This window comes from Rhodobacteraceae bacterium D3-12, from assembly GCA_025916135.1.
In the GTDB taxonomy this organism is placed as follows: Bacteria; Pseudomonadota; Alphaproteobacteria; order Rhodobacterales; family Rhodobacteraceae; genus JAKGBX01.
The window spans coordinates 3,431,024-3,449,077 of record CP104793.1 but is presented as its reverse complement, the minus strand read 5'-3'; the positions used below and the strand labels follow the sequence as shown (position 1 = coordinate 3,449,077).

20 protein-coding genes and 1 pseudogene are annotated in these 18,054 nt (G+C 60.8%); 17 read left to right on the top strand and 4 right to left on the bottom strand.

The features are described 5' to 3' along the window. Window positions 1–131 precede the first annotated feature (131 nt). Window positions 132–527, top strand: a complete 396-nt coding sequence (locus N4R57_17075; GenBank protein ID UYV36689.1) for an arginine transporter — start codon at window positions 132–134, stop codon at window positions 525–527. A gap of 39 nt (window positions 528–566) precedes the next feature. Here N4R57_17075 and N4R57_17070 read toward each other — a convergent pair whose 3' ends face one another. Next, on the bottom strand, window positions 567–1,037 hold the full coding sequence (locus tag N4R57_17070) for a low molecular weight phosphotyrosine protein phosphatase (protein ID UYV36688.1): 471 nt from the start codon (window positions 1,035–1,037) through the stop codon (window positions 567–569). 24 nt (window positions 1,038–1,061) lie between these two features. After that, on the bottom strand, window positions 1,062–1,742 hold the full coding sequence (locus N4R57_17065; GenBank protein UYV36687.1) for a site-2 protease family protein: 681 nt from the start codon (window positions 1,740–1,742) through the stop codon (window positions 1,062–1,064). Between the two features lie 112 nt (window positions 1,743–1,854). Between N4R57_17065 and N4R57_17060 the strand changes: the two genes are divergently transcribed. Both N4R57_17060 and N4R57_17055 read left to right on the top strand, forming a co-directional pair. After that, complete coding sequence (locus N4R57_17060) at window positions 1,855–2,286, top strand: hypothetical protein (GenBank protein UYV36686.1); 432 nt, start codon at window positions 1,855–1,857, stop codon at window positions 2,284–2,286. After that, window positions 2,283–2,978 carry an NAD-dependent deacylase gene (locus N4R57_17055; protein UYV36685.1) on the top strand — a complete coding sequence of 232 codons (696 nt, stop codon included), beginning with the start codon at window positions 2,283–2,285 and terminating at the stop codon, window positions 2,976–2,978. Before N4R57_17060 ends, N4R57_17055 begins: the two co-directional genes overlap by 4 nt. A gap of 59 nt (window positions 2,979–3,037) precedes the next feature. Here the strand turns inward: N4R57_17055 and N4R57_17050 are convergent, their stop codons facing one another. Continuing rightward, window positions 3,038–3,547: a copper chaperone PCu(A)C gene (locus N4R57_17050; GenBank protein ID UYV36684.1), complete on the bottom strand. Its 510-nt coding sequence runs from the start codon at window positions 3,545–3,547 to the stop codon at window positions 3,038–3,040. Between the two features lie 133 nt (window positions 3,548–3,680). Beyond that, window positions 3,681–3,950: a hypothetical protein gene (locus tag N4R57_17045; GenBank protein UYV36683.1), complete on the bottom strand. Its 270-nt coding sequence runs from the start codon at window positions 3,948–3,950 to the stop codon at window positions 3,681–3,683. Between the two features lie 289 nt (window positions 3,951–4,239). On the opposite strand from N4R57_17045, the gene N4R57_17040 reads away from it, so the two are divergent. The 14 genes and pseudogenes from N4R57_17040 (at window position 4,240) to N4R57_16975 (ending at window position 17,868) form a co-directional block, all read left to right on the top strand. After that, window positions 4,240–4,893 carry a TetR family transcriptional regulator gene (locus N4R57_17040; GenBank protein UYV36682.1) on the top strand — a complete coding sequence of 218 codons (654 nt, stop codon included), beginning with the start codon at window positions 4,240–4,242 and terminating at the stop codon, window positions 4,891–4,893. Window positions 4,894–4,926: 33 nt separating this feature from the next. Next, on the top strand, window positions 4,927–6,000 hold the full coding sequence (locus N4R57_17035; GenBank protein ID UYV36681.1) for a C4-dicarboxylate TRAP transporter substrate-binding protein: 1,074 nt from the start codon (window positions 4,927–4,929) through the stop codon (window positions 5,998–6,000). A 114-nt stretch (window positions 6,001–6,114) separates the two neighbouring features. Then, complete coding sequence (locus N4R57_17030) at window positions 6,115–6,672, top strand: TRAP transporter small permease subunit (GenBank protein UYV36680.1); 558 nt, start codon at window positions 6,115–6,117, stop codon at window positions 6,670–6,672. Next, window positions 6,669–7,976 carry a TRAP transporter large permease gene (locus N4R57_17025; protein ID UYV36679.1) on the top strand — a complete coding sequence of 436 codons (1,308 nt, stop codon included), beginning with the start codon at window positions 6,669–6,671 and terminating at the stop codon, window positions 7,974–7,976. Before N4R57_17030 ends, N4R57_17025 begins: the two co-directional genes overlap by 4 nt. Window positions 7,977–8,212: 236 nt before the next feature. Beyond that, the gene (locus tag N4R57_17020) at window positions 8,213–8,989 is read left to right on the top strand and encodes a cyclase family protein (protein ID UYV36678.1); all 777 of its coding nucleotides are present in this window, start codon (window positions 8,213–8,215) and stop codon (window positions 8,987–8,989) included. Between the two features lie 5 nt (window positions 8,990–8,994). Next, window positions 8,995–9,915, top strand: coding sequence for a fumarylacetoacetate hydrolase family protein (locus N4R57_17015; protein UYV36677.1), 921 nt, complete (start codon window positions 8,995–8,997; stop codon window positions 9,913–9,915). 1 nt (window position 9,916) lies between these two features. Next, window positions 9,917–10,423 (top strand): OsmC family protein, encoded by a 507-nt coding sequence (locus N4R57_17010; protein ID UYV36676.1) that lies wholly within the window; start codon window positions 9,917–9,919, stop codon window positions 10,421–10,423. Window positions 10,424–10,657: 234 nt separating this feature from the next. Then, a complete protein-coding gene (locus N4R57_17005) occupies window positions 10,658–11,482 on the top strand; it encodes an FAD binding domain-containing protein (GenBank protein ID UYV36675.1) in 825 nt (274 codons plus the stop codon). A gap of 11 nt (window positions 11,483–11,493) precedes the next feature. Next, entirely contained in the window at window positions 11,494–14,226 is a 2,733-nt protein-coding gene (locus N4R57_17000) for a molybdopterin-dependent oxidoreductase (GenBank protein ID UYV36674.1), read from the top strand. After that, complete coding sequence (locus N4R57_16995; GenBank protein UYV36673.1) at window positions 14,219–14,380, top strand: hypothetical protein; 162 nt, start codon at window positions 14,219–14,221, stop codon at window positions 14,378–14,380. The genes N4R57_17000 and N4R57_16995 overlap by 8 nt, the downstream gene beginning before the upstream one ends. Beyond that, window positions 14,370–15,853 (top strand): annotated as a pseudogene (locus N4R57_16990) (6-hydroxynicotinate reductase). The gene N4R57_16995 and the pseudogene N4R57_16990 overlap by 11 nt, the downstream one beginning before the upstream one ends. After that, window positions 15,850–16,707, top strand: a complete 858-nt coding sequence (locus tag N4R57_16985; GenBank protein UYV36672.1) for a UPF0280 family protein — start codon at window positions 15,850–15,852, stop codon at window positions 16,705–16,707. The pseudogene N4R57_16990 and the gene N4R57_16985 overlap by 4 nt, the downstream one beginning before the upstream one ends. Further along, window positions 16,700–17,287: an amino acid synthesis family protein gene (locus tag N4R57_16980; protein ID UYV36671.1), complete on the top strand. Its 588-nt coding sequence runs from the start codon at window positions 16,700–16,702 to the stop codon at window positions 17,285–17,287. The genes N4R57_16985 and N4R57_16980 overlap by 8 nt, the downstream gene beginning before the upstream one ends. Next, window positions 17,284–17,868, top strand: coding sequence for an amino acid synthesis family protein (locus N4R57_16975; protein UYV36670.1), 585 nt, complete (start codon window positions 17,284–17,286; stop codon window positions 17,866–17,868). The genes N4R57_16980 and N4R57_16975 overlap by 4 nt, the downstream gene beginning before the upstream one ends. Window positions 17,869–18,054: the final 186 nt, after the last annotated feature.

Here is an 18,054-nt window from a genome sequence, read left to right as displayed (position 1 = left end):
GAAAATCACCTTCGAGGCCGCAACCGGCTCCGGTGGCTTGTGCGCACCGAAGCCCGGTGCAACGCCAATTGAATCTTGTGCTCTGATGAGGCATGATTGCGGCAAAACAAAATGCCAGAGGCAACAGCAGTATGCGTTTCATTATTGTCCTAACCGCCTGTGTCGCGCTTGCCGCGTGTGGTGGGTATCGCAAGGCGGACCGTGATCTTGGACGCACGGTTAAAACATCAACAACGGTGCGCACGGCCACGATCACCGGTGAGCGGCCTGCGCTGCGATTGGCGTCGGGGCCGATTTCGAAGGCGTGTCTTTCCTCCGATCGCAAGGCCCGCTCGCGCGAGCGGTGTGGCTGTATTCAGGCGGTCGCCAATGACAGTCTCAACGGGTCCGACCAACGGCTTGCGGCGAGCTTTTATAATGATCCGCACCGTGCACAGGTGATCCGGCAGTCAGACAATACCAGCCATGAACGGTTCTGGCTGACCTATAAGGACTATGCCGAGAAAGCCGCGTCTGTCTGCGGTTGAGCAGTCCGTTAAGCGGCGGGGTTTCCGCCAACTTCCCGGCTAACTGCGCGGTGTCAAACCTGTGATTGTATTGTCTGCCAACGCGCGGTTGAGACCGTTCGCGCAGGTTTCGATGAGGTCGAGCACCCCGTCGAAGTCGCGGGTATAGTAGGGGTCAGGCACGTCGCGCCCATCGCAATCAGCGGCGAAGTCGGTAAACAGGTGGAGCGGTGTTGTATTGCCTGCCGGGCGCAGTGTTTCGAGGGTTTGCAGGTTGCTGTCATCCATCGCGATGAGCAAATCGAACCGGGTGAAATCCTGCGCCGTGGCTTGCCGTGCGCGCAAGTTCGAGAGGTCGGTGCCGCGCGCCTTGGCTGCTTGGATCATCGGGGCGTAGGGTGGCTCGCCGATGTGCCAGTCGCTGGTGCCGGCACTTTCGGTGTCATGCGTGCCATCGCTCAGCGCACGAAACACCCCTTCGGCGGCGGGAGAGCGGCAGATATTGCCAAGGCAGACGAACAATACGCGCATCGGTTTTCGCTTTCCTCGAGGGCTCTACATTCTGAGTTCGCCGCGTGCCATTCGATAGTGCAGCCAGATCGACGGCACAAAGAGCAGCAGCCACCCGGAGGTAAGCCAAAGGTATAACAACGCGGGCCACCACAGGACAGCAAAGACCAGCCCGACGCCGCCTGCGATCCGCATCGCCATGTTTTGTGACGTAAAGCGCAGCAAGATCAGCTGCAGCAGCCGCCCGCCATCCAGCGGTTGCACCGGGATCATGTTGAAGATGAAGAACATCAGGTTCAACGTGGTAAAGAGCGACAGGTAGTAATAGCCATAAGGCCCGCCGATGCCGCGCGGGCCGATCCAGTCGAGCGCCAGAGAGCCAAGCGCCCAGAGGCTGATATTCACGATCGGTCCCATGGCGACGATGAATTCCTGTTGATGCGACGTGGCCGAGCGGGCCTGTTCGCAAAACCCGCCGCCGCCGTGCAGGACGATGCGGCGCACCGGGACGCCTTGGACCTGACAAGCCCAGGCGTGGCCCAGTTCATGCAGGTAGATGATCAGCAGGATCATACCGATCACCGCCGCCAGCCACATGGGATTGCCGCCGCCGACAAAGGACAGCCCGCCGAACAGCAATATCAGGAACGCCAGAGTTTGGCCGATTTCGACCGGGATGCCGAATACACCCTTGAAACGAAAGATAATTGGTCCGGTCTGAAACATGGCCTTACCTTGTGCAAAACCGGGGCGGTGGACAAGTCGGAAAAGCTCTATCTTGTCAGGGGGATGTTCTGCGGTAGGGTGGCGGGGTATTTGCACAACACCGGGTGTCTAAATGATACGCATTGTCTTGGCCGTCATCGCCGCTTTTGCCGTTTCGGGGCCTGTAAGGGCCGGCTGTGTGATGGATCACTGGGGGCGGTTTCTGGCGCCTGAACCGCAAACGCTTGAGAAGATCGAGACGATCCATTCGCCAAAGGGTGATATTCTCGCCTTTCGGCTAAGCCCGTTCACCGGGGAATATGCCAAGCTTTATGTTTTGATGCTGGATGATTCCAATTGCTTGACCAAGGCGGCGATTGTGGGGTCTTATGCCAAGACGCAGAAGTTTCACGCCGAAAAGCTGAAGGCCGAGGGCAAGCCGGTGACGCGGCTTTTTCATATGGACCTTTATGACGGGGACCAGCATTCGACGCTGGGGTTTCTTGAGGGCGATGCCCCGAGTTATGAGAGCGTGAAAGCGCGGTTGATCAAGGCGTTGCAATGAAAGGGCCGATTGTCATTTTGACTGGGGCTGGAATTTCGGCGGAAAGCGGGTTGGGCACCTTTCGCGATGTCGATGGATTGTGGACCAAATATGATTTGAACGACGTGGCGACGCCGGAGGGGTTTGCACGCGATCCGGCCTTGGTTCACGCGTTCTATAACGCCCGCCGCGACAATTGCGCGGGGGCCGCGCCGAATGCGGCGCATAGCGCGCTGGCGCGGTTGCAACGCTCTTATCCGGGCGAGGTTTTGATCGTGACGCAAAACGTCGATGACCTGCATGAGCGGGGTGGCGCGGAGCATGTGGTGCATATGCACGGCCAGTTGAATCAGGCGCTGTGTGCAAGCTGTGACCATCGCTGGCCAGCGCCCGAGGAGATGCGGGTGGGGGAGGCCTGTCCTGCGTGCGGGGCCGCGGCGGCCCGACCCGATATCGTCTGGTTCGGGGAAGTCCCCTATCACATGGACGCGATCATCGACGCGCTGGGGCGGGCGGCGGTATTTGTGGCGATCGGCACCAGCGGCGAGGTATATCCGGCCGCAGGGTTTGTGGATCTGGCCAGACAAGCCGGGGCGCACACGGTGGAGATCAACCTTGAGCCATCTTCGGTTGTGTCGCGGTTCGAGGAGACCCGGTTTGGCCCGGCGACGCAAGTGGTGCCGGCTTGGGTTGAAAGCGTGCTGGCGTCCTGAGACGAAAAAGGGCGCGGCGGTTGTCCGCGCGCGCCCTGTAGGTCGGTCATTGGTCGCGATCAGTCCGAAGAGTTTTCGTGTTTGTGATCGGGCTTATGCTCGTGCTTGTGGTCCATGCCGCCGTGCTTGGCCTTGCGCTCAAGATCGACGGGGATTTCGACGTTAACCTCGCCGGCCTTTTCAAAGACCAGAGTGACCGCGACTTTGTCACCTTGTTTCAGAGGCGCGTTGAGGCCCATGAACATGACATGTGCGCCGCCACGTTTCATGGCGATCATGCCGTCTTTTGGCAGGTCGAACCCTTCTTCGACGTGGATCATTTTCATGACGCCGTTGGAGTCTTCGAGGTGGGTGTGCAGTTCGACCCGCTTGGCGACATCGGATTTCACGTCGATCAGGCGGTCGTCGGCGCCGGTGTGGTTGTGGATCAGCATGAAGGCCGCGCCGGAGGTCGATTTGGCCGAGCTGGTGCGGGCGTAGGGGTCATCGACCATAATGCCGTCAGCAAAGGCGGGCAGGGCGAAGGCGATTGCGGCAGCGGCCGCAGCGAAACGGAGTTTGAAGGACATTGACGTCTCTCCTCTTAGGGGAATTTTAGATTGAATTTGGTCTGTTTGGAAAAGGGGCCTCAGGCGGGCGGGTCGCGCGCGCGGGGTATGCGGCGCGTTTCAGAGGCAAGCGCATAGGTGTCCGCAGCCCAGATCAGGCCGCGCGGCGTTGCTTCCTGTGACAGAGACAGGGGGCCTCGCCGAGGGCGACAAAGAGGGCGGCCGCGAAATCGGGGCAGATGTGGGCCGCTCCGGTGGGTTGGCCATTTGCATCGACCGAGATAACCAGCGGCCCGGATCCGGTGCACAGCACGATTTGACCGGTGGCATCGGGCATGCCGCGTGCCACGGCCATGCTTTGACCTGTGAAGGCCAGCATGAGCGCCAGAAAGAGCGCGATGTATGATCGCCGGATGGGTTTCATCGTGCTCAGGTATACGCAGCATGCGACGGGGTGCAACAGGGCAAGTGCGCACAGGTGGGAGGGGGAAGGTGTTGCTGTCGTTGGGTCGTGGGGGGATCGCGCGGGGTTAGAGTGGGGGCCAGCCCCACGCGCTGACTTGAGTGGCGGTGAGCCCCCACGCGCAGGTTTAAGTGGGGGCCAGCCCCCACGCCCCCGGGATATTTCCAGTCAGATGAAGGGTGGGTTGACACGAATCGAGATTGAGCAGAGCCTGACTGAGCGATCAGTCAGTTTTTGGGAGGGAACTGGGGTGAGTGGAAACGCAGCACAAAAGCCTGACGAAGCGGGGGGCGCGCGATTTGGTGCGATCCTTGACGCGGCGGAGCGTGTGTTTGCGGAATCCGGCTATGAAGGCGCGGCGCTGCGTGAGATTGCCAATCAGGCGGGCGTGGCGCAGGGGTTGATCCATTATCATTTCGACAATAAGGCGCGGCTGTTTGAAAAAATGGTGGCGCGCCGGTCGGGGCAGATCAACGAAGAGCGTGCCGAGAGGCTTGCGGTGTTGCGTGCCGCAGGTGCGTTGCATCTGGAGGAGATCGTTGAGGCGTTGTTCCGCCCGACCATCGAGACCGGCATTGAGCTTGCCGAAGATGGGGGCAGTTTTGCGCGCATTCTTGTGTCGATGGCGAATTCGAATGATCCGATGGCGCGGGCGTTGACCGAGACCTATTACGACCCGATTGCCCATGAATACATTGGCGCGCTGAAAGAGGCCGAGCCCGGGCTTAGCCAAGAGGATGCTGTGTGGGCCTATATGTTCGCGATTGGTGTCGGCATGACGATGATGGCGCGCACCGGACGGCCCAAGCGGTTGTCGGGCGGCGTATGTGACGATGGCGACGCAGATGCGGTTTTGGCGCGGATTGTGCCGTTTATTTGTGGTGGGGTGCGTGCCCTGATCTAAGACAATTTTCGTAAACTTTGGGAGGAGTGAAGTATGAATTTCGTAATCAAGAGCGTGGCTGTGGCCGCGATGGCGCTGGGCGGGGCGATAAGCGTACCGGCGGCGGCGCAGGCCGAAGAGATGAATGTGACCATCGTGGCGGGGCATCCGGCGGTGTTTCGTTGGGTGAAGCACGCCAATCAGACGTTTATTCCGGCGGTGAACAAGGCGTTGGAAGGGACGGGCCACAAGATCAACTGGTCCGAGCAATATGGTGGCTCGCTGGCGAAAGTGGGCGATGAGCTGGAGGCCGTTGAAGAGGGGCTGGCCGAGATCGGGTTGATTTCCTCGCTGTTTGATCCGGCCAAGTTGAGCGTGCAGAACGTCACCTATTTCACGCCGTTCGTGTCGAGCGACAGCACAGCCGTTTCCGGCTGGATGGACAAGTTGCAGGCCAGCAATGCGGATATGAAGGCGGCTTGGGCCGAGAACGGGTTGGAATACCTTGGCGGCGGGATCGGGATTGATGACTATCTGCTGATGACGACATTCCCGGTCAATTCGATCGCCGACCTTGAGGGGCGCAAGATCGGCGCGCCGGGACCGGCGGTGAACTGGCTTAAAGGCACGGGTGCTGTGGGGGTGAGTGGCAATCTCACGACCTATTACAACGAGATCAAGACCGGCGTTTATGACGGTGTGATCGTGTTCGCCAGTGCAGCCCTTCCGGGGAAATTGCATGAGGTGGCGCCGCATATCACCAAGATCGGGTTTGGGGCGCAATACGCCGGTGGGATTGCTGCCAACAAGGATTGGTATGACGGGTTGGCCCCCGAAGTGCAGGCGGCGTTGAAGGCTGCGGCCAAGGCGGATGCGGTGGCCTATCAGCAAGACCTTGATGCGTCGGTCAAGAAGTTCCTTGGGATCATGGAGAGCCAGGGCGCGACGATAAAAGAAGTCGACGGCGCGTTCCGCGAGCAATGGGCCAAGGGCATGGACAACGTGGCCAAGCTCTGGGCTGAGAAGCTTGACAGTGAGGGCAAGGCCGGGACTGCGGTTCTCAAGGCGTATATGGACACGATGCGGGCGGCTGGTGCCACGCCGGTGCGCAACTGGGATCAAGAGTGATCTTGGCCAGCTGAAAGCGAGAGCTGCCCCGGGCGATGACCCGGGGCCTCTTCAATTAAGATATCCAATTGCGGGCGAGAGGCCCCGGATCAGCTCCGGGGCGGGGGGAGAGCCATGGCCGAGCAGGCGCAGACATTTGATGAGATGCCCGTGTGGTATCGCACGTTAAGGCGCGGGGTCGATGGGGTGACCGTGGCGCTGAACGTGGCGGGCACGTTGCTTATCGTGGCGGTAATGCTGCTTATCAATGCCGATGTGATCGGGCGCGGGGCGTTTGATGCGCCGGTGTCGGGCGTGCCGGAGATGGTGTCGATGTCGATTGTCGCCATCGTTTTTCTGCAAGTGGCGCAGACCTTTCGCATGGGGCGGCTGACGCGGACCGATTTGTTGCTGGGCGGGTTGGCGCGGCGCAGCCCGCGGGCGCGGCAGGGGTTGGAGGTGATCTTCTCGCTGGCTGCGATTGCATTGGTTTGGCAAATCATCTCGGCCAGTTGGCCGTTGTTTCAAAAGGCATGGGTGCGCGGCACCTATGAGGGCACGATTGGCGATTTCATTGCGCCGGTGTGGCCAGTGAAATTGATTATTGTGATCGGCTGTGCCGCGCTTTTGGTGCAGCTTTGCCTGCATGCCTTGGGTGCTGCATTGCGGTTTTGGAAAGGGGTCGCGGCATGAGCCCGTTCGAGATTGGCATGATGAGTTTCGGCGCGATGGTTGTGATGATCTATGCCGGGTTCTGGGTGCCGTTTGCCTTGATGCTGTCGTCTTATGTTGGCGTCTGGGCCATCAAGGGATCGCCGCTTTTGGCCGGAAAATTGCTGGCGTTGGCGGCGGGGGAAACGATTTCGAGCTACTTCTTCGGGGTCGTGCCATTGTTCGTTTTGATGGGATACGTGGTGAGTGTCACCGGCATGGGGCGCGATGCGTTTGACGTGGCCAACCATGTGTTCCGCCGGTTGAAGGGCGGTTTGGGCATCGGGACAGTGGGGGCGAATGCGATTTTCGCCGCCATCACCGGAATTTCGATTGCCAGTGCTGCGGTGTTCACCCGGATCGCCGTGCCGGAGATGATCCGGCATGGCTATAACAAGCGGTTTGCCGTTGGGGTTGTGGCCGGATCGAGCGTGTTGGGAATGCTTATCCCGCCATCTTTGTTGTTGATCCTTTATGGGTTGTTGACCGAGCAATCGGTGGGCGATTTGTTCATTGCCGGGATCGTGCCGGGGATATTGCTGGCGCTGGCGTTTGGGGTGGGTATCTGGATCACTGCGATGCTGTGGCCGCACCGGTTGGGCGACAATATCGAGGTCGCGGCGGAAGATGCGCTGTCGACCGGAGAGGTCATGGCCAAGGGCTTGCCGATTTTCCTCTTGATCGGGCTGGTTCTGGGCGGCATTTACGGCGGGTTTTTCACGCCGATCGAGGCGGGGGCTGTTGGCTGCCTTGGGGCGATTGTGATCGGGGTGGCGCGGCGGTCGCTGAGCTGGGCGGATTTCTGGGAGGTGTTGCAGGATACCGGTCTGGTGACGGCGGCGATTTCGTTCCTGATTATTGCGGCACAGATGTACAGCCGGATGTTGGCGTTGAGCGGGGTTCCGGCGGAGTTTGGCAGTTTCGTGGCCCATGCCGAGATTGGCTATTGGGGTGTGATCCTCGCTTATGTGCTGCTTGTTGTGCTGATGGGGGCGATCTTGGATTCGTCGTCGATCATGTTGATCCTTGTGCCGTTGATGTTGCCGGTGGTGTCGGGGATGCAGGTTGATTTGATCTGGTTCGGGATCGTCACGGTGATCGCGGTGGAGGTCGGGTTGTTGACGCCGCCGTTCGGGATATCGGTGTTTGTTATCAAATCGGCGCTGGATGATCCCGAGATCACGCTTGCCGACATCTTTATCGGGGCGGCGCCGTTTGCGTTGCTGATGTTGTTGGTGCTGGGGCTGGTTCTGGTGTTCCCGGTGCTGGCGATCGGGTTGATATGATGGCGCTATGCGACGCCGATTTCATGAACCAAGCCCGGAACAAGGCCGTAGGCCGCCGGGCCAGCGCCGGCTCGTTCCGGCGGGCTGGCGCTTGGGTGAGGACAGCGCGACATCAAGCCGGAGCATTGGGGTGGAGAGATAAAGCGCCCAATGCCAGCGTTGGAAGCGCCACCCCACGGGCAGCCGCTGACCCGGCTCGACGTATGATGCATTCAGTAAAAAAGTAGGAGGCACCTATGCCAAGACGTTTCGTTGATATTTCGGTTCCGCTGGAGATGGGGATCGTGTCGGACCCGCCGATCATGCTGCCTGAGATCGAATATATGACCCATGAAGACACCGCCGAGCAGGTCATGGCGTTCTTTCCGGGGTTACAGAAAGACGACCTTCCGGGGGGCGAGGGCTGGGCTGTGGAGCGGTTGCAGATCGCGACCCACAACGGCACGCATCTGGATGCGCCGTATCACCACCATTCGACCATGAGCAACGGTGAGCGGGCACTGACCATCGACGAGGTGCCATTGGAGTGGTGCATGAACCCCGGTGTAAAGCTGGATTTCCGCCATATGGAGGACGGCTATATCGTCACTCCCGGCGATGTTGAGGCAGAGTTGAAGCGGATCGGGCATGAGTTGCGACCGCTTGATATCGTCGTGATCAACACCTCGGCCGGGGCCCATTATGGCAAGGATGACTATCTGATGAAGGGCTGCGGCATGGGGCGCGATGCGACCATGTATTTGCTTGAGCGCGGGGTGCGTGTGACCGGCACGGATGCATGGAGTTGGGATGCGCCCTTTGCCCTGACAGCGCGGGTTTATGCCGAAAATCATGATCCCAAGATCATCTGGGAGGGGCATCGCGCCAGCATCGAGATCGGTTATTGCCACATGGAAAAGCTGTCGAACCTTGAGAGCCTTCCGGGCGATGGGTTCGAGATTTCCTGCTTTCCCTACAAGATCAAAGCGGCCAGCGCCGGGTTCACCCGTGCCGTGGCCATTTTCGAGGAGTAAAAGATATGCGTTTGGGAACAGTGGCCTTTGAGGGCCGGGAGCGCGTTGTCGCGGCGTTGGACGAGGCGCGGATGCTTGATCTGCACCGCGCGGCGGAATTGGCCGGAGCGGATGCGGCGCATTTCGTTGACATGATGGCCGTGATCTATGGCGGCGAGGAGGCGCTGGCGGAGGCGCGTGCGCTGATCGCGGCAGCGGATGATCGGGCCATTCTGAGGGAGGAAGAGGTGGCATTCCGGCCGCCGCTTATGCCGGTGCAGTATCGCGACTGTCTGGTGTTTGAGGAGCATCTGTTTAACTGCCTGAAGGCATTCGGGCAGGACGACCCGCAATTGCCGCCCGTGTGGTATGACCAGCCGATTTATTACAAGGGCAACCGGCTGAGCTTTATCGGGCATGGGCAGGATGTTCAGTGGCCCGGATACGCCGAGCATCTGGACCTTGAGTTGGAAATGGCCGTGGTTGTGGGCAAGAAGGGCAAGGATATTTCTGCCGAAACGGGGGCCGATTACATTTTCGGTTACACGATCCTGAACGATGTGTCGGCGCGGGATGCGCAGATGCGCGAAATGCCGGGCCAGTTGGGGCCGGCCAAGGGCAAGGATTTTGACACGGGCAACATTCTGGGGCCGTGGATTTTGACGGCTGACGAGGTGGCGCATCCGGTCGCGTTGGACATGGAGGTGACGGTGAATGGCGTGCGCTGGGGCGGCGGTAATTCGGCGTCGATGCAGCATGATTTCGCGGCGATCCTTGCGCATATCAGCGCCAGCGAAACGCTGTATCCCGGTGAGGTGATCGGCTCGGGCACCGTGGGGACGGGCTGTGGTTTGGAAACCGGCAAGCGGCTGGCTCCGGGGGATGAATTTGCGCTGACCATCGAGGGGATTGGCACGTTGAAGAACCGCATAGTGAGAGACAATTGAGATGAGTGAAGTCACGCTAGACAATGCCCCTGAGCGGGCGGTGGTAGAGTTTCGCTGTTCCGGGCATGCCGTGGGCAAGATGCGCAACGAATTGGATGTGCGCATGACCAAGCCGATGGAGGAGCGGTTCGAGATGGCCACCGATGAGGGGCCGTTTCATGGTGGGGATGCCAGCGCACCGCCACCGCTGGCATTGTTTATTGCCAGTCTGACCGGCTGTCTTATGACCCAGATCCGGGCGTTTGCGCGCCGGATGGGGGTGACGATTGACGATCTCGACGTTGAGACGGTGATCGAATGGGACTGGGCCCGCGAGGGGCGGGTTTACGAGACCGCGCCGAAGAGTTTTGCCATTGACGTGCATGTGGACAGCGCCGATGCGCCGGACAAGATCGAGGCATTGATCCTTGCCGCCAAGCGGGGGTGTTTCATTGAGCAGACGCTGGGCCAAGCGAACCGGATCACCCATCGGATGAAGCGCGACGGCGCGTGGGTTGAGGTGGGGTAACCCCCTCAACCGGGTTCGGCTGTGGCGGGGTGGGGACGCTCCGCGGGGGATATTTTCGGTCAGATGAAGGGGCGCGGGAGCGCTCCTTTTTTTGTCTGTGCGGATATGCTGAGGAAACGGGCAAAGAGGGGGACTGTTGGACGTTGGTGAAGGATTTCTTTTGACACGACTCAAATTTCCTCCTTATCATTAGTATACGAACGAATAAAAACGACGATCCGACAGGGGTGTATAGTGGACTATCATTTGCCTCAAAGCCTTGAGGAAGCCCTTGGCCTGTTGGCCGAGGGGGGTGTTGCCCCGATAGCGGGGGGGACAGATTTTTACCCGGCAATGGGCGCGGGCGGCCCTGTGGCGAGCCTTGTGGATCTGACGCGGATCAGAGGTTTGCGCGGGATTTCCCAAGACGCGACGGGTGGCTGGCGTATTGGAGCGGCGACGCGGTGGAGCGATATTGTGGCGGCTGATTTGCCGCCTGCCTTTGATGGATTGAAGGCGGCAGCGCGTGAGGTTGGCAGCATCCAGATCCAGAATGCCGGCACGGTGGCGGGCAACTTGTGTAACGCCTCACCTGCGGCGGATGGTGTGCCGCCGTTGTTGGTGTTGCAGGCTGACGTGGAGCTGGCGCGGGCCGGCGAAACGAGGCGGATGCCGCTGGGTGAATTCATCAAGGGCGTCCGGCGGACCGCGCTTGAGCCCGGTGAGTTGGTCGTGGCGCTGCATATTCCAGCCATACCCGAGGGGATGGTGGGGCGGTTTTCCAAGCTGGGCAGTCGCAAGTATCTGGTGATCTCGATTGCTATGGCAGCCGTTTTGGTCAGCAAGGATGCAGGTGGGCGCATTGATGGTGCGCGGGTTGCGGTGGGGGCGTGTTCGCCCGTGGCGCAGCGGTTGCCGGAGCTTGAGGCCGCGATGATCGGGCAGCTGGCGGGGGATGTCGTGGTGACGGATGCCCATCTGTCGCCGCTGTCGCCAATTGACGATGTGCGCGGCAGCGCGGGGTATCGTCTTGGCGCGGTGAAGGAACTTTTGCAGCGGTTGATCGGAGAGCAGGCGTGATGGATGGCCGGATGGAATTGACCACAGAATTTACCTTGAACGGGCGCGATGTATCGGTTGCGCCGCGCGTTGGGGAGCGTTTGTCTGAAGCGTTGCGCGAGCGGTTGGGCGCGCGGGATGTGAAGGTTGGCTGTAATGCTGGCGATTGTGGCGCCTGCACCGTTTTGGTTGACGGCGCGCCGGTTTGTGCCTGTTTGATGCCGGTTCAGCAGGCGGCGGGATCAACGGTCGAGACCCTTGCAGGCTTGGTGGCGGATGAACCGTTGGCAGAAACGCTGGCGCAGCGGTTCGAGGCGCGGGGCGCGGCGCAATGCGGGATTTGCACGCCGGGGATGATGGTGTCGGCCATCGCTTTGTTGCGGCGCGATGAGGCGCCGGACGAAGGCGAGGTGCGCGATGCTCTGGGCGGGGTTTTGTGCCGCTGCACGGGCTATGCCAAGATCATTGATGCCGTGATGGATCGCAAGGATCGTGGTGCAATGGCCTGCGTCGGGGGCGAAGGTCATGCCGGTGCCGCCATCGAAAAGCTGGACGGGCGGCCAAAGACCCATGGCCGCGAGCAATTCGGGGATGATATTGCGCCGCCTGATGCTTTGGTCTTGAAGATCATTCGCAGCCCGTATCCGCGGGCGCGGTTCAAATTTGGCGACCTTGAAGCCTTTGGCGCGCGCGAGGGGATCGTCAGCGTTCTGACGGTCAAGGATGTGCCGGGTGCAAACCTTTATGGTGTGATTCCCGGGTTCCACGATCAGCCGGTTTTCGCGGTCGAGGAAGCACGGTTTCGCGGTGAAGCGGTGGCCGCCGTTGTGGGCGATGCCGAAGCTATGGCGCATTTCGATCCGGTCGATTTTCCAGTGACATGGGAGCCGCTGGACGATGCGCAGGACGTGCACAAGGCGATGGCCGAGGGGGCCGTTCTTTTGCATGAGGGGCGCGAACAGAACATCATGTGCGGCGGGTTTGTTGCGAAAGGCGATGCCGATGCGGCGCTTGCACGGGCCGACGTTGTGGCCGAGGGCGCGTTTACCACGAGTTTCGTCGAGCATGCCTATATCGAGCCGGAAGCGGGGTTTGCGCAGATGGTCGAGGGCCGGGTCGAGGTGTTTGCCTGCACGCAGGCGCCGGTGATGGATCTTGATACGCTGGAGACTGTGTTGGGCATGGGCCGTGATCAGATCCGTGTGGTCCCGACAGCGACGGGCGGTGGTTTTGGATCAAAGCTTGATGTGTCGGTGCAGCCGTTTTTGGCGCTGGCGACGCTTAAAACCGGGCGGCCTGTGCGGCTGACCTATGAGCGCAATGAGTCGATGCAATCGACGACCAAGCGCCATCCGGCCGAGATGAATGTAAAGATCGGCGCGGACAAGCAGGGCCGGGTTTGCGGGTTTCGGTTTGACGGCTTGTTCAACACGGGCGCGTATTCGAGTTGGGGACCGACCGTGGCGAACCGGGTGCCGGTGCATGCGTCGGGGCCGTATTCGGTTGACGATTACCGGTCTGACGCCAAGGGGATTCACACCAATTGCCCGCCTTCGGGGGCGTTTCGCGGCTTTGGTGTGCCGCAGGCGGCGGTGGCGCAGGAGAGCCTGTTTGACGAATTGGCGGATAAGCTGGGGATTGACCGGCTTGAGTTTCGTATTCGCAACGCTTTGACCAATGGCGAGCCGACGGTGTGCGGGCAGGTGTTTTCGCAAGGCGTGGGCATCAAGGCCTGTCTTGAGGCGTTGCGCCCGGCATGGCAGAGCGAACGGGCCGAGGCCGAGCGGGTGAATGCCAAGGCGGGCAATATTCGGCGCGGTGTCGGTGTGGCGGCGGGCTGGTATGGTTGTGGCAATACGTCGTTGCCCAACCCGTCGACGATCAAGGCGGGTGTGCGGGCCAATGGGCGCATAAAGCTGCACCAGGGCGCGGCGGATATCGGGCAAGGGGCCAATACGGTTATCGCGCAGATTTTCGCTACCGCGTTGGGCGTGCCGGTTGCGGCGTTGGATATTATCGGCGGTGATACGGATGTGACGCCCGATGCCGGGAAAACCTCGGCGTCGCGCCAGACGTTTGTGTCGGGCAATGCGGCGCGGCTTTCGGGAGAGGCTTTGAGGGCGGATATTCTGCAACGGGCCAACGCCGGACCGGACGCGGAGATTATACCGGGTGAGGGTATCTTGTTGGTGCGCGACGGCGAGCGCGAGCATGAGATATTCCTGTCGGCGCTGGAGGCGGACGGCGAGGGGTATGTGTTGCGCTCGGAAGAGAGCTATGACCCGCCGACCAAGCCGCTGGATGCCAACGGGCAGGGCGAGCCTTATGCACAGTTTGGCTATGCGGCGCATTTATGTGTGCTTGAGGTCGACTTGGCGCTTGGCACTGTGACGCCGGTCAAGTTTGTCGCGGCGCATGATCTGGGTCTGGCGATCAACCCGTTGTTGGTTGAAGGGCAGGTTGAGGGCGGTATTGCGCAGGGGCTGGGCATGGCTTTGATGGAGGAATATCTGCCGGGACGGACAGAGAACCTGCATGATTACCTGATCCCGACGATTGGAGATATTCCGCCTATTGAGACGCTGATTATCGAAGAGCCGGATGCGCATGGGCCTTATGGGGCCAAGGGGTTGGGCGAGCATGTTTTGATCCCGACGGCGCCGTCGATTTTGAATGCGATCCGCGATGCGACGGGTGTTCAGATGCGGCGCTTGCCGGTGACGCCGGCGCGGCTCAAGGCAGCAATGGAGGCGGCACATGGCTGATTTTGCAGCGAATTCTTTCGAAGAATTCGGTCAATTTTCCTTTGAGGAAAATTGGCTGCGCGATGGTCGGCGTGGTGGTCGGCAAAAAATCCTCGGAGGATTTTTCACGGTTTCTTTGAAAGAAACCGATACGGGAGGTGGCAATGGAGCGTGAGCGAGTGAAATCGGAGAAAATCCGCTGTGATGCCTGCCCGGTGATGTGTTTTATCGCCGACGGCAAATCCGGGGCCTGTGACCGTTATGCCAACCATGCCGGTGAGCTTGTCCGGCTTGATCCGTTGACGGTAATTGAAAGCACCTCCGAGAAGCTTGTTCCGTTTCTTGCCGGGGATGAGGCCGGCGACTGGGATGGTGACGTGGTCAAGGGCCAGCGCCGGTTTGTAACGGCTGTTGGTGCAGGCACGACGTATCCAGACTATAAGCCCGCGCCATTCATTGTGAGCCAAGAGATTGAAGGTGTGGATATGGTCACCGTGGTGACCGAGGGCATTTTCTCGTACTGCGGTGCGAAGGTGAAGATCGACACCGACCGCCATATTGGCGAAGAGCGTGATATCGTGCGCGTGGATGGCGAGCCGATTGGCCATGTCATGACCTCTGAGTATGGCTCGAAAATGTTGAGCCTTGGCGGGGTCGAGCATTTGACCGGCGGGTCCAAGAAAGAGGGGCGCGTGACCTGTGACGCGCTGATGCAGCTGTGCAATCGCGAGGCCGTCACGATGGTGATTGGCGAGGGCGAGCACGCCACGGAAGCGATTGTGCAAGCCGGAGAGGCGCCGATCATCAACGGCCAGCGCGAGACGCTGATGCGGGTTGGCTGTGGCTCGGCAGCGATTGGGATGTTCGCCAAGCAGTGGCGTGACATTGTCGACGAGGTGGTCGTGGTTGATGACCATATCACCGGCGTATTGAGCGAACACCAAGCCGGGCAGGTTTTGGGCGTTCCGCCGACGGGGATCAAAATCAACGGTCGCCGCTCGACTCCGGGGCGCTATTTCCAAGTTGCCGAGCCGGGGCTGGGCTGGGGCGGGACGGATATTGATGATCCGCTGAAAATTCTGGGTGACTGGAAGCCGGGGCAGGCGTGGGAAGGGCTGCGGCTGTTCATGGTGTCGACCACGGGTGAGCAATGGGCCTATTTCGAGCTGGACAGTGAGTTGAAGCCGCAACCGAAAGAGGCGCCGGAAGCCGTTAAGGCCAGCGCCGAGCGGATTGCCGAGAATTGCGAGCCATCGGTGTGTTCGGTGCTGTTCATGGGCGGCGCGGGCGGCAGTTTGCGCGCCGGTGTGACCGAAAATCCGGTTCGATTGACGCGGTCGGTTCGCGATCTCTAGCACGGGTGAGCTGTGGCGGGGCGGAAGCCTATCTCTGGCCGGGCGGTGGTATCACGGTGATGGCGGATGTCATGGAGATGCCAACGAATTCATTTGGTTACGTGCCAACGCCGGCGATTGTCGCGCCGATCGAATTCACCATGCGCGTGAGCGATTATGAGGCGCTGGGCGGGCATATGGAAGAAATTCGCGCAGTCGACACGGTGGTTGGCGACACGGTGCGCCGGGTTGGCCCGGCAGAGCCGGGGCATGATCCGAATGCGCGCGCGCATTATCGCTGGGGTAGCCGTTGACATTTCACCACGCGATATTGCCGGACGGGCGCCTGCATGTGCAGCACGGGCCCATTGACCTGATTATCGGGGCCAAGGGCGCACGGGATGCGGCTTATGGAGCGGCTCTTGCGGCGTTTGATGGGGTGTTGGAAGGGCTGGTGGCGGTGTTGGATCGCCTGAAGCGTGACGGGTGGTATGGTGTCCGCCCGCCCTTGGGGCTGAACAGCCCGGTGGCCGAGCGGATGGTCGAGGCGGTCGCGTGCCATCGGGGATTTGTCACGCCTATGGCAGCCGTGGCCGGATCGGTGGCGGATCATGTTTTGGCTGCGATGACGGAGGTGCCGGGCCTGCACCGGGCCTATGTCAACAATGGGGGTGATATCGCACTTTACCTTGTTCGGGGTGAGGTGTTTCGCCTTGCCATCGCAGGGCTTGACGGAACGGGATTGGGCGCGGTGGAGATCGGCGCGCGTGATGGGATCGGCGGTGTGGCCACGAGCGGACAAGGCGGACGAAGCCTGTCGTTCGGGATCGCCGAGAGTGTCACGGTGTTGGCGAAGGATGCGGCCGCGGCGGATGTGGCGGCGACGCTTATTGCCAATGCAGTGGATTTGCCCGGACATAGCGCCATAAAGCGCGTTGCGGCCGAGGCGTTGCAGGACGACAGCGACTTGGGAGAGCGCCGGGTTGTGGCGCATGTCGGCGCGCTGGATCGCGAAGAGGTGACACGGGCACTGGCGCGTGGCGCAAAACTGGCCGAAGATATGCAGCGGCAAGGATTGATCGGCGCGGCGGCGCTGTTCCTCAGAGGGCAGACGCGGATCGTTGGACAGATTGCCAGAACGGAACAAAGGAAAGTTGAACATGTCTGAGCTTGTGGTCAGAAAAACCATCGAAGGCCTTGAGGAAATCTGGCACGAGGGCGGCGCGCCTGTGGAGGTGCCGTATCGCCGGGCCTGGGCCATGGCGGTGATCACCAACCCGTTTGCGGGGAGCTATGTGCCGGATATTCAGCCCTTTATGGAAGAGTTGAAGCCGCTGGGTGTTCAGATGGCGGGCCGGTTGATCGCGCTTCTTGGTGGCGCGGAAAACGTCGAAGGATATGGCAAGGGCGCGATTGTCGGCAGTGCCGGAGAGGTCGAGCACGGCGCGCTTTGGCATGCGCCGGGCGGCTATGCGATGCGTGAATTGCTTGGGGCGGACCGCTCAAAAGCGATTGTGCCGTCGACCAAGAAAGTCGGCGGCGTTGGCGCGCGGCTTGACGTGCCGGTGACCCATGTCACGGCGTCTTATGTACGCTCGCATTTTGATTCAATCGAAGTGGGTTGCAATGATGCGCCCAAAGCGGATGAAATGGCGTTGATCCTGGTGATGACCAACGGCGCACGGGTGCATAACCGCGCCGGTGGATTGGCGGCGGCAGATATTACCGGAGAGGATGGGCTGAGATGAGCGCAGAAATTCGCAAACTGGTTGTTACGGTTGAAGAGACCCGCCGCGAGATGGGGCGCGAGATTTCACCGGCGACACGCAAAGCGGTGGCAGTGGCGGTGATCGCCAACCCGTTCGCCGGAAAATATGTCGAGGACCTGAGCCCGCTGATGGAGATCGGTGCCGAGTTGGGTGGCGTGTTGGGGGAACGCTGTGTCGCAGCGCTTGGGATCGCGCCGGAGGCGGCGGAATCCTATGGCAAATCGGCCATGGTGGGAGAGAACGGTGAGTTGGAACATGCCGCCGCGATCTTGCACCCCAAGTTGGGCGCACCTTTGCGACAGGCGGTTGAGAAGGGCGCGGCCCTTGTGCCGTCGTCCAAGAAGATGGGCAGCCCCGGGCAGGTTCTGGATGTGCCGTTGGGCCACAAGGATGCCGCCTATGTGCGCAGTCATTTTGACGGGATCGAAGTGATGCTGAACGATGCGCCGCGCGCGAATGAGATCATGGTGGCCGTGGCTGTGACCGATAGCGGGCGGCCATTGCCGCGCGTGGGCGGGTTGGAAGCGAAGGACGCGGAGGGCAAAGACGGCTTGAGATGAGCATGCGTTGCCATAGTGCCCCTTCCGGTTTGCGCCGACTGCAAATTTTTTGAGGCTGGGTGGAGCAAGTGCCGGGGCGATGCCCGCGGCGCCCGTATTTAAGGAACGATGAACGAGCCGGTTTGGCTAGCGGCAAAAGACAAAGCCAGAAGAAGACAAGACCCGTCGCAGATGCCGCGCGACGAC

Excerpts from the sequence above, each read along its gene's own strand:
- N4R57_17020 (UYV36678.1), top strand. The coding sequence starts at position 8,213 with ATGCCAAGACGTTTCGTTGATATTTCGGTTCCGCTGGAGATGGGGATC.
- N4R57_17070 (UYV36688.1), bottom strand. The coding sequence starts at position 1,037 with ATGCGCGTATTGTTCGTCTGCCTTGGCAATATCTGCCGCTCTCCCGCC.
- N4R57_17050 (UYV36684.1), bottom strand. The coding sequence starts at position 3,547 with ATGTCCTTCAAACTCCGTTTCGCTGCGGCCGCTGCCGCAATCGCCTTC.
- N4R57_17060 (UYV36686.1), top strand. The coding sequence starts at position 1,855 with ATGATACGCATTGTCTTGGCCGTCATCGCCGCTTTTGCCGTTTCGGGG.
- N4R57_17010 (UYV36676.1), top strand. The coding sequence starts at position 9,917 with ATGAGTGAAGTCACGCTAGACAATGCCCCTGAGCGGGCGGTGGTAGAG.
- N4R57_16980 (UYV36671.1), top strand. The coding sequence starts at position 16,700 with ATGTCTGAGCTTGTGGTCAGAAAAACCATCGAAGGCCTTGAGGAAATC.
- N4R57_16975 (UYV36670.1), top strand. The coding sequence starts at position 17,284 with ATGAGCGCAGAAATTCGCAAACTGGTTGTTACGGTTGAAGAGACCCGC.
- N4R57_17035 (UYV36681.1), top strand. The coding sequence starts at position 4,927 with ATGAATTTCGTAATCAAGAGCGTGGCTGTGGCCGCGATGGCGCTGGGC.
- N4R57_17075 (UYV36689.1), top strand. The coding sequence starts at position 132 with ATGCGTTTCATTATTGTCCTAACCGCCTGTGTCGCGCTTGCCGCGTGT.
- N4R57_17055 (UYV36685.1), top strand. The coding sequence starts at position 2,283 with ATGAAAGGGCCGATTGTCATTTTGACTGGGGCTGGAATTTCGGCGGAA.
- N4R57_17045 (UYV36683.1), bottom strand. The coding sequence starts at position 3,950 with ATGAAACCCATCCGGCGATCATACATCGCGCTCTTTCTGGCGCTCATG.
- N4R57_17015 (UYV36677.1), top strand. The coding sequence starts at position 8,995 with ATGCGTTTGGGAACAGTGGCCTTTGAGGGCCGGGAGCGCGTTGTCGCG.
- N4R57_17030 (UYV36680.1), top strand. The coding sequence starts at position 6,115 with ATGGCCGAGCAGGCGCAGACATTTGATGAGATGCCCGTGTGGTATCGC.
- N4R57_17025 (UYV36679.1), top strand. The coding sequence starts at position 6,669 with ATGAGCCCGTTCGAGATTGGCATGATGAGTTTCGGCGCGATGGTTGTG.
- N4R57_16995 (UYV36673.1), top strand. The coding sequence starts at position 14,219 with ATGGCTGATTTTGCAGCGAATTCTTTCGAAGAATTCGGTCAATTTTCC.
- N4R57_17000 (UYV36674.1), top strand. The coding sequence starts at position 11,494 with ATGGAATTGACCACAGAATTTACCTTGAACGGGCGCGATGTATCGGTT.
- N4R57_17065 (UYV36687.1), bottom strand. The coding sequence starts at position 1,742 with ATGTTTCAGACCGGACCAATTATCTTTCGTTTCAAGGGTGTATTCGGC.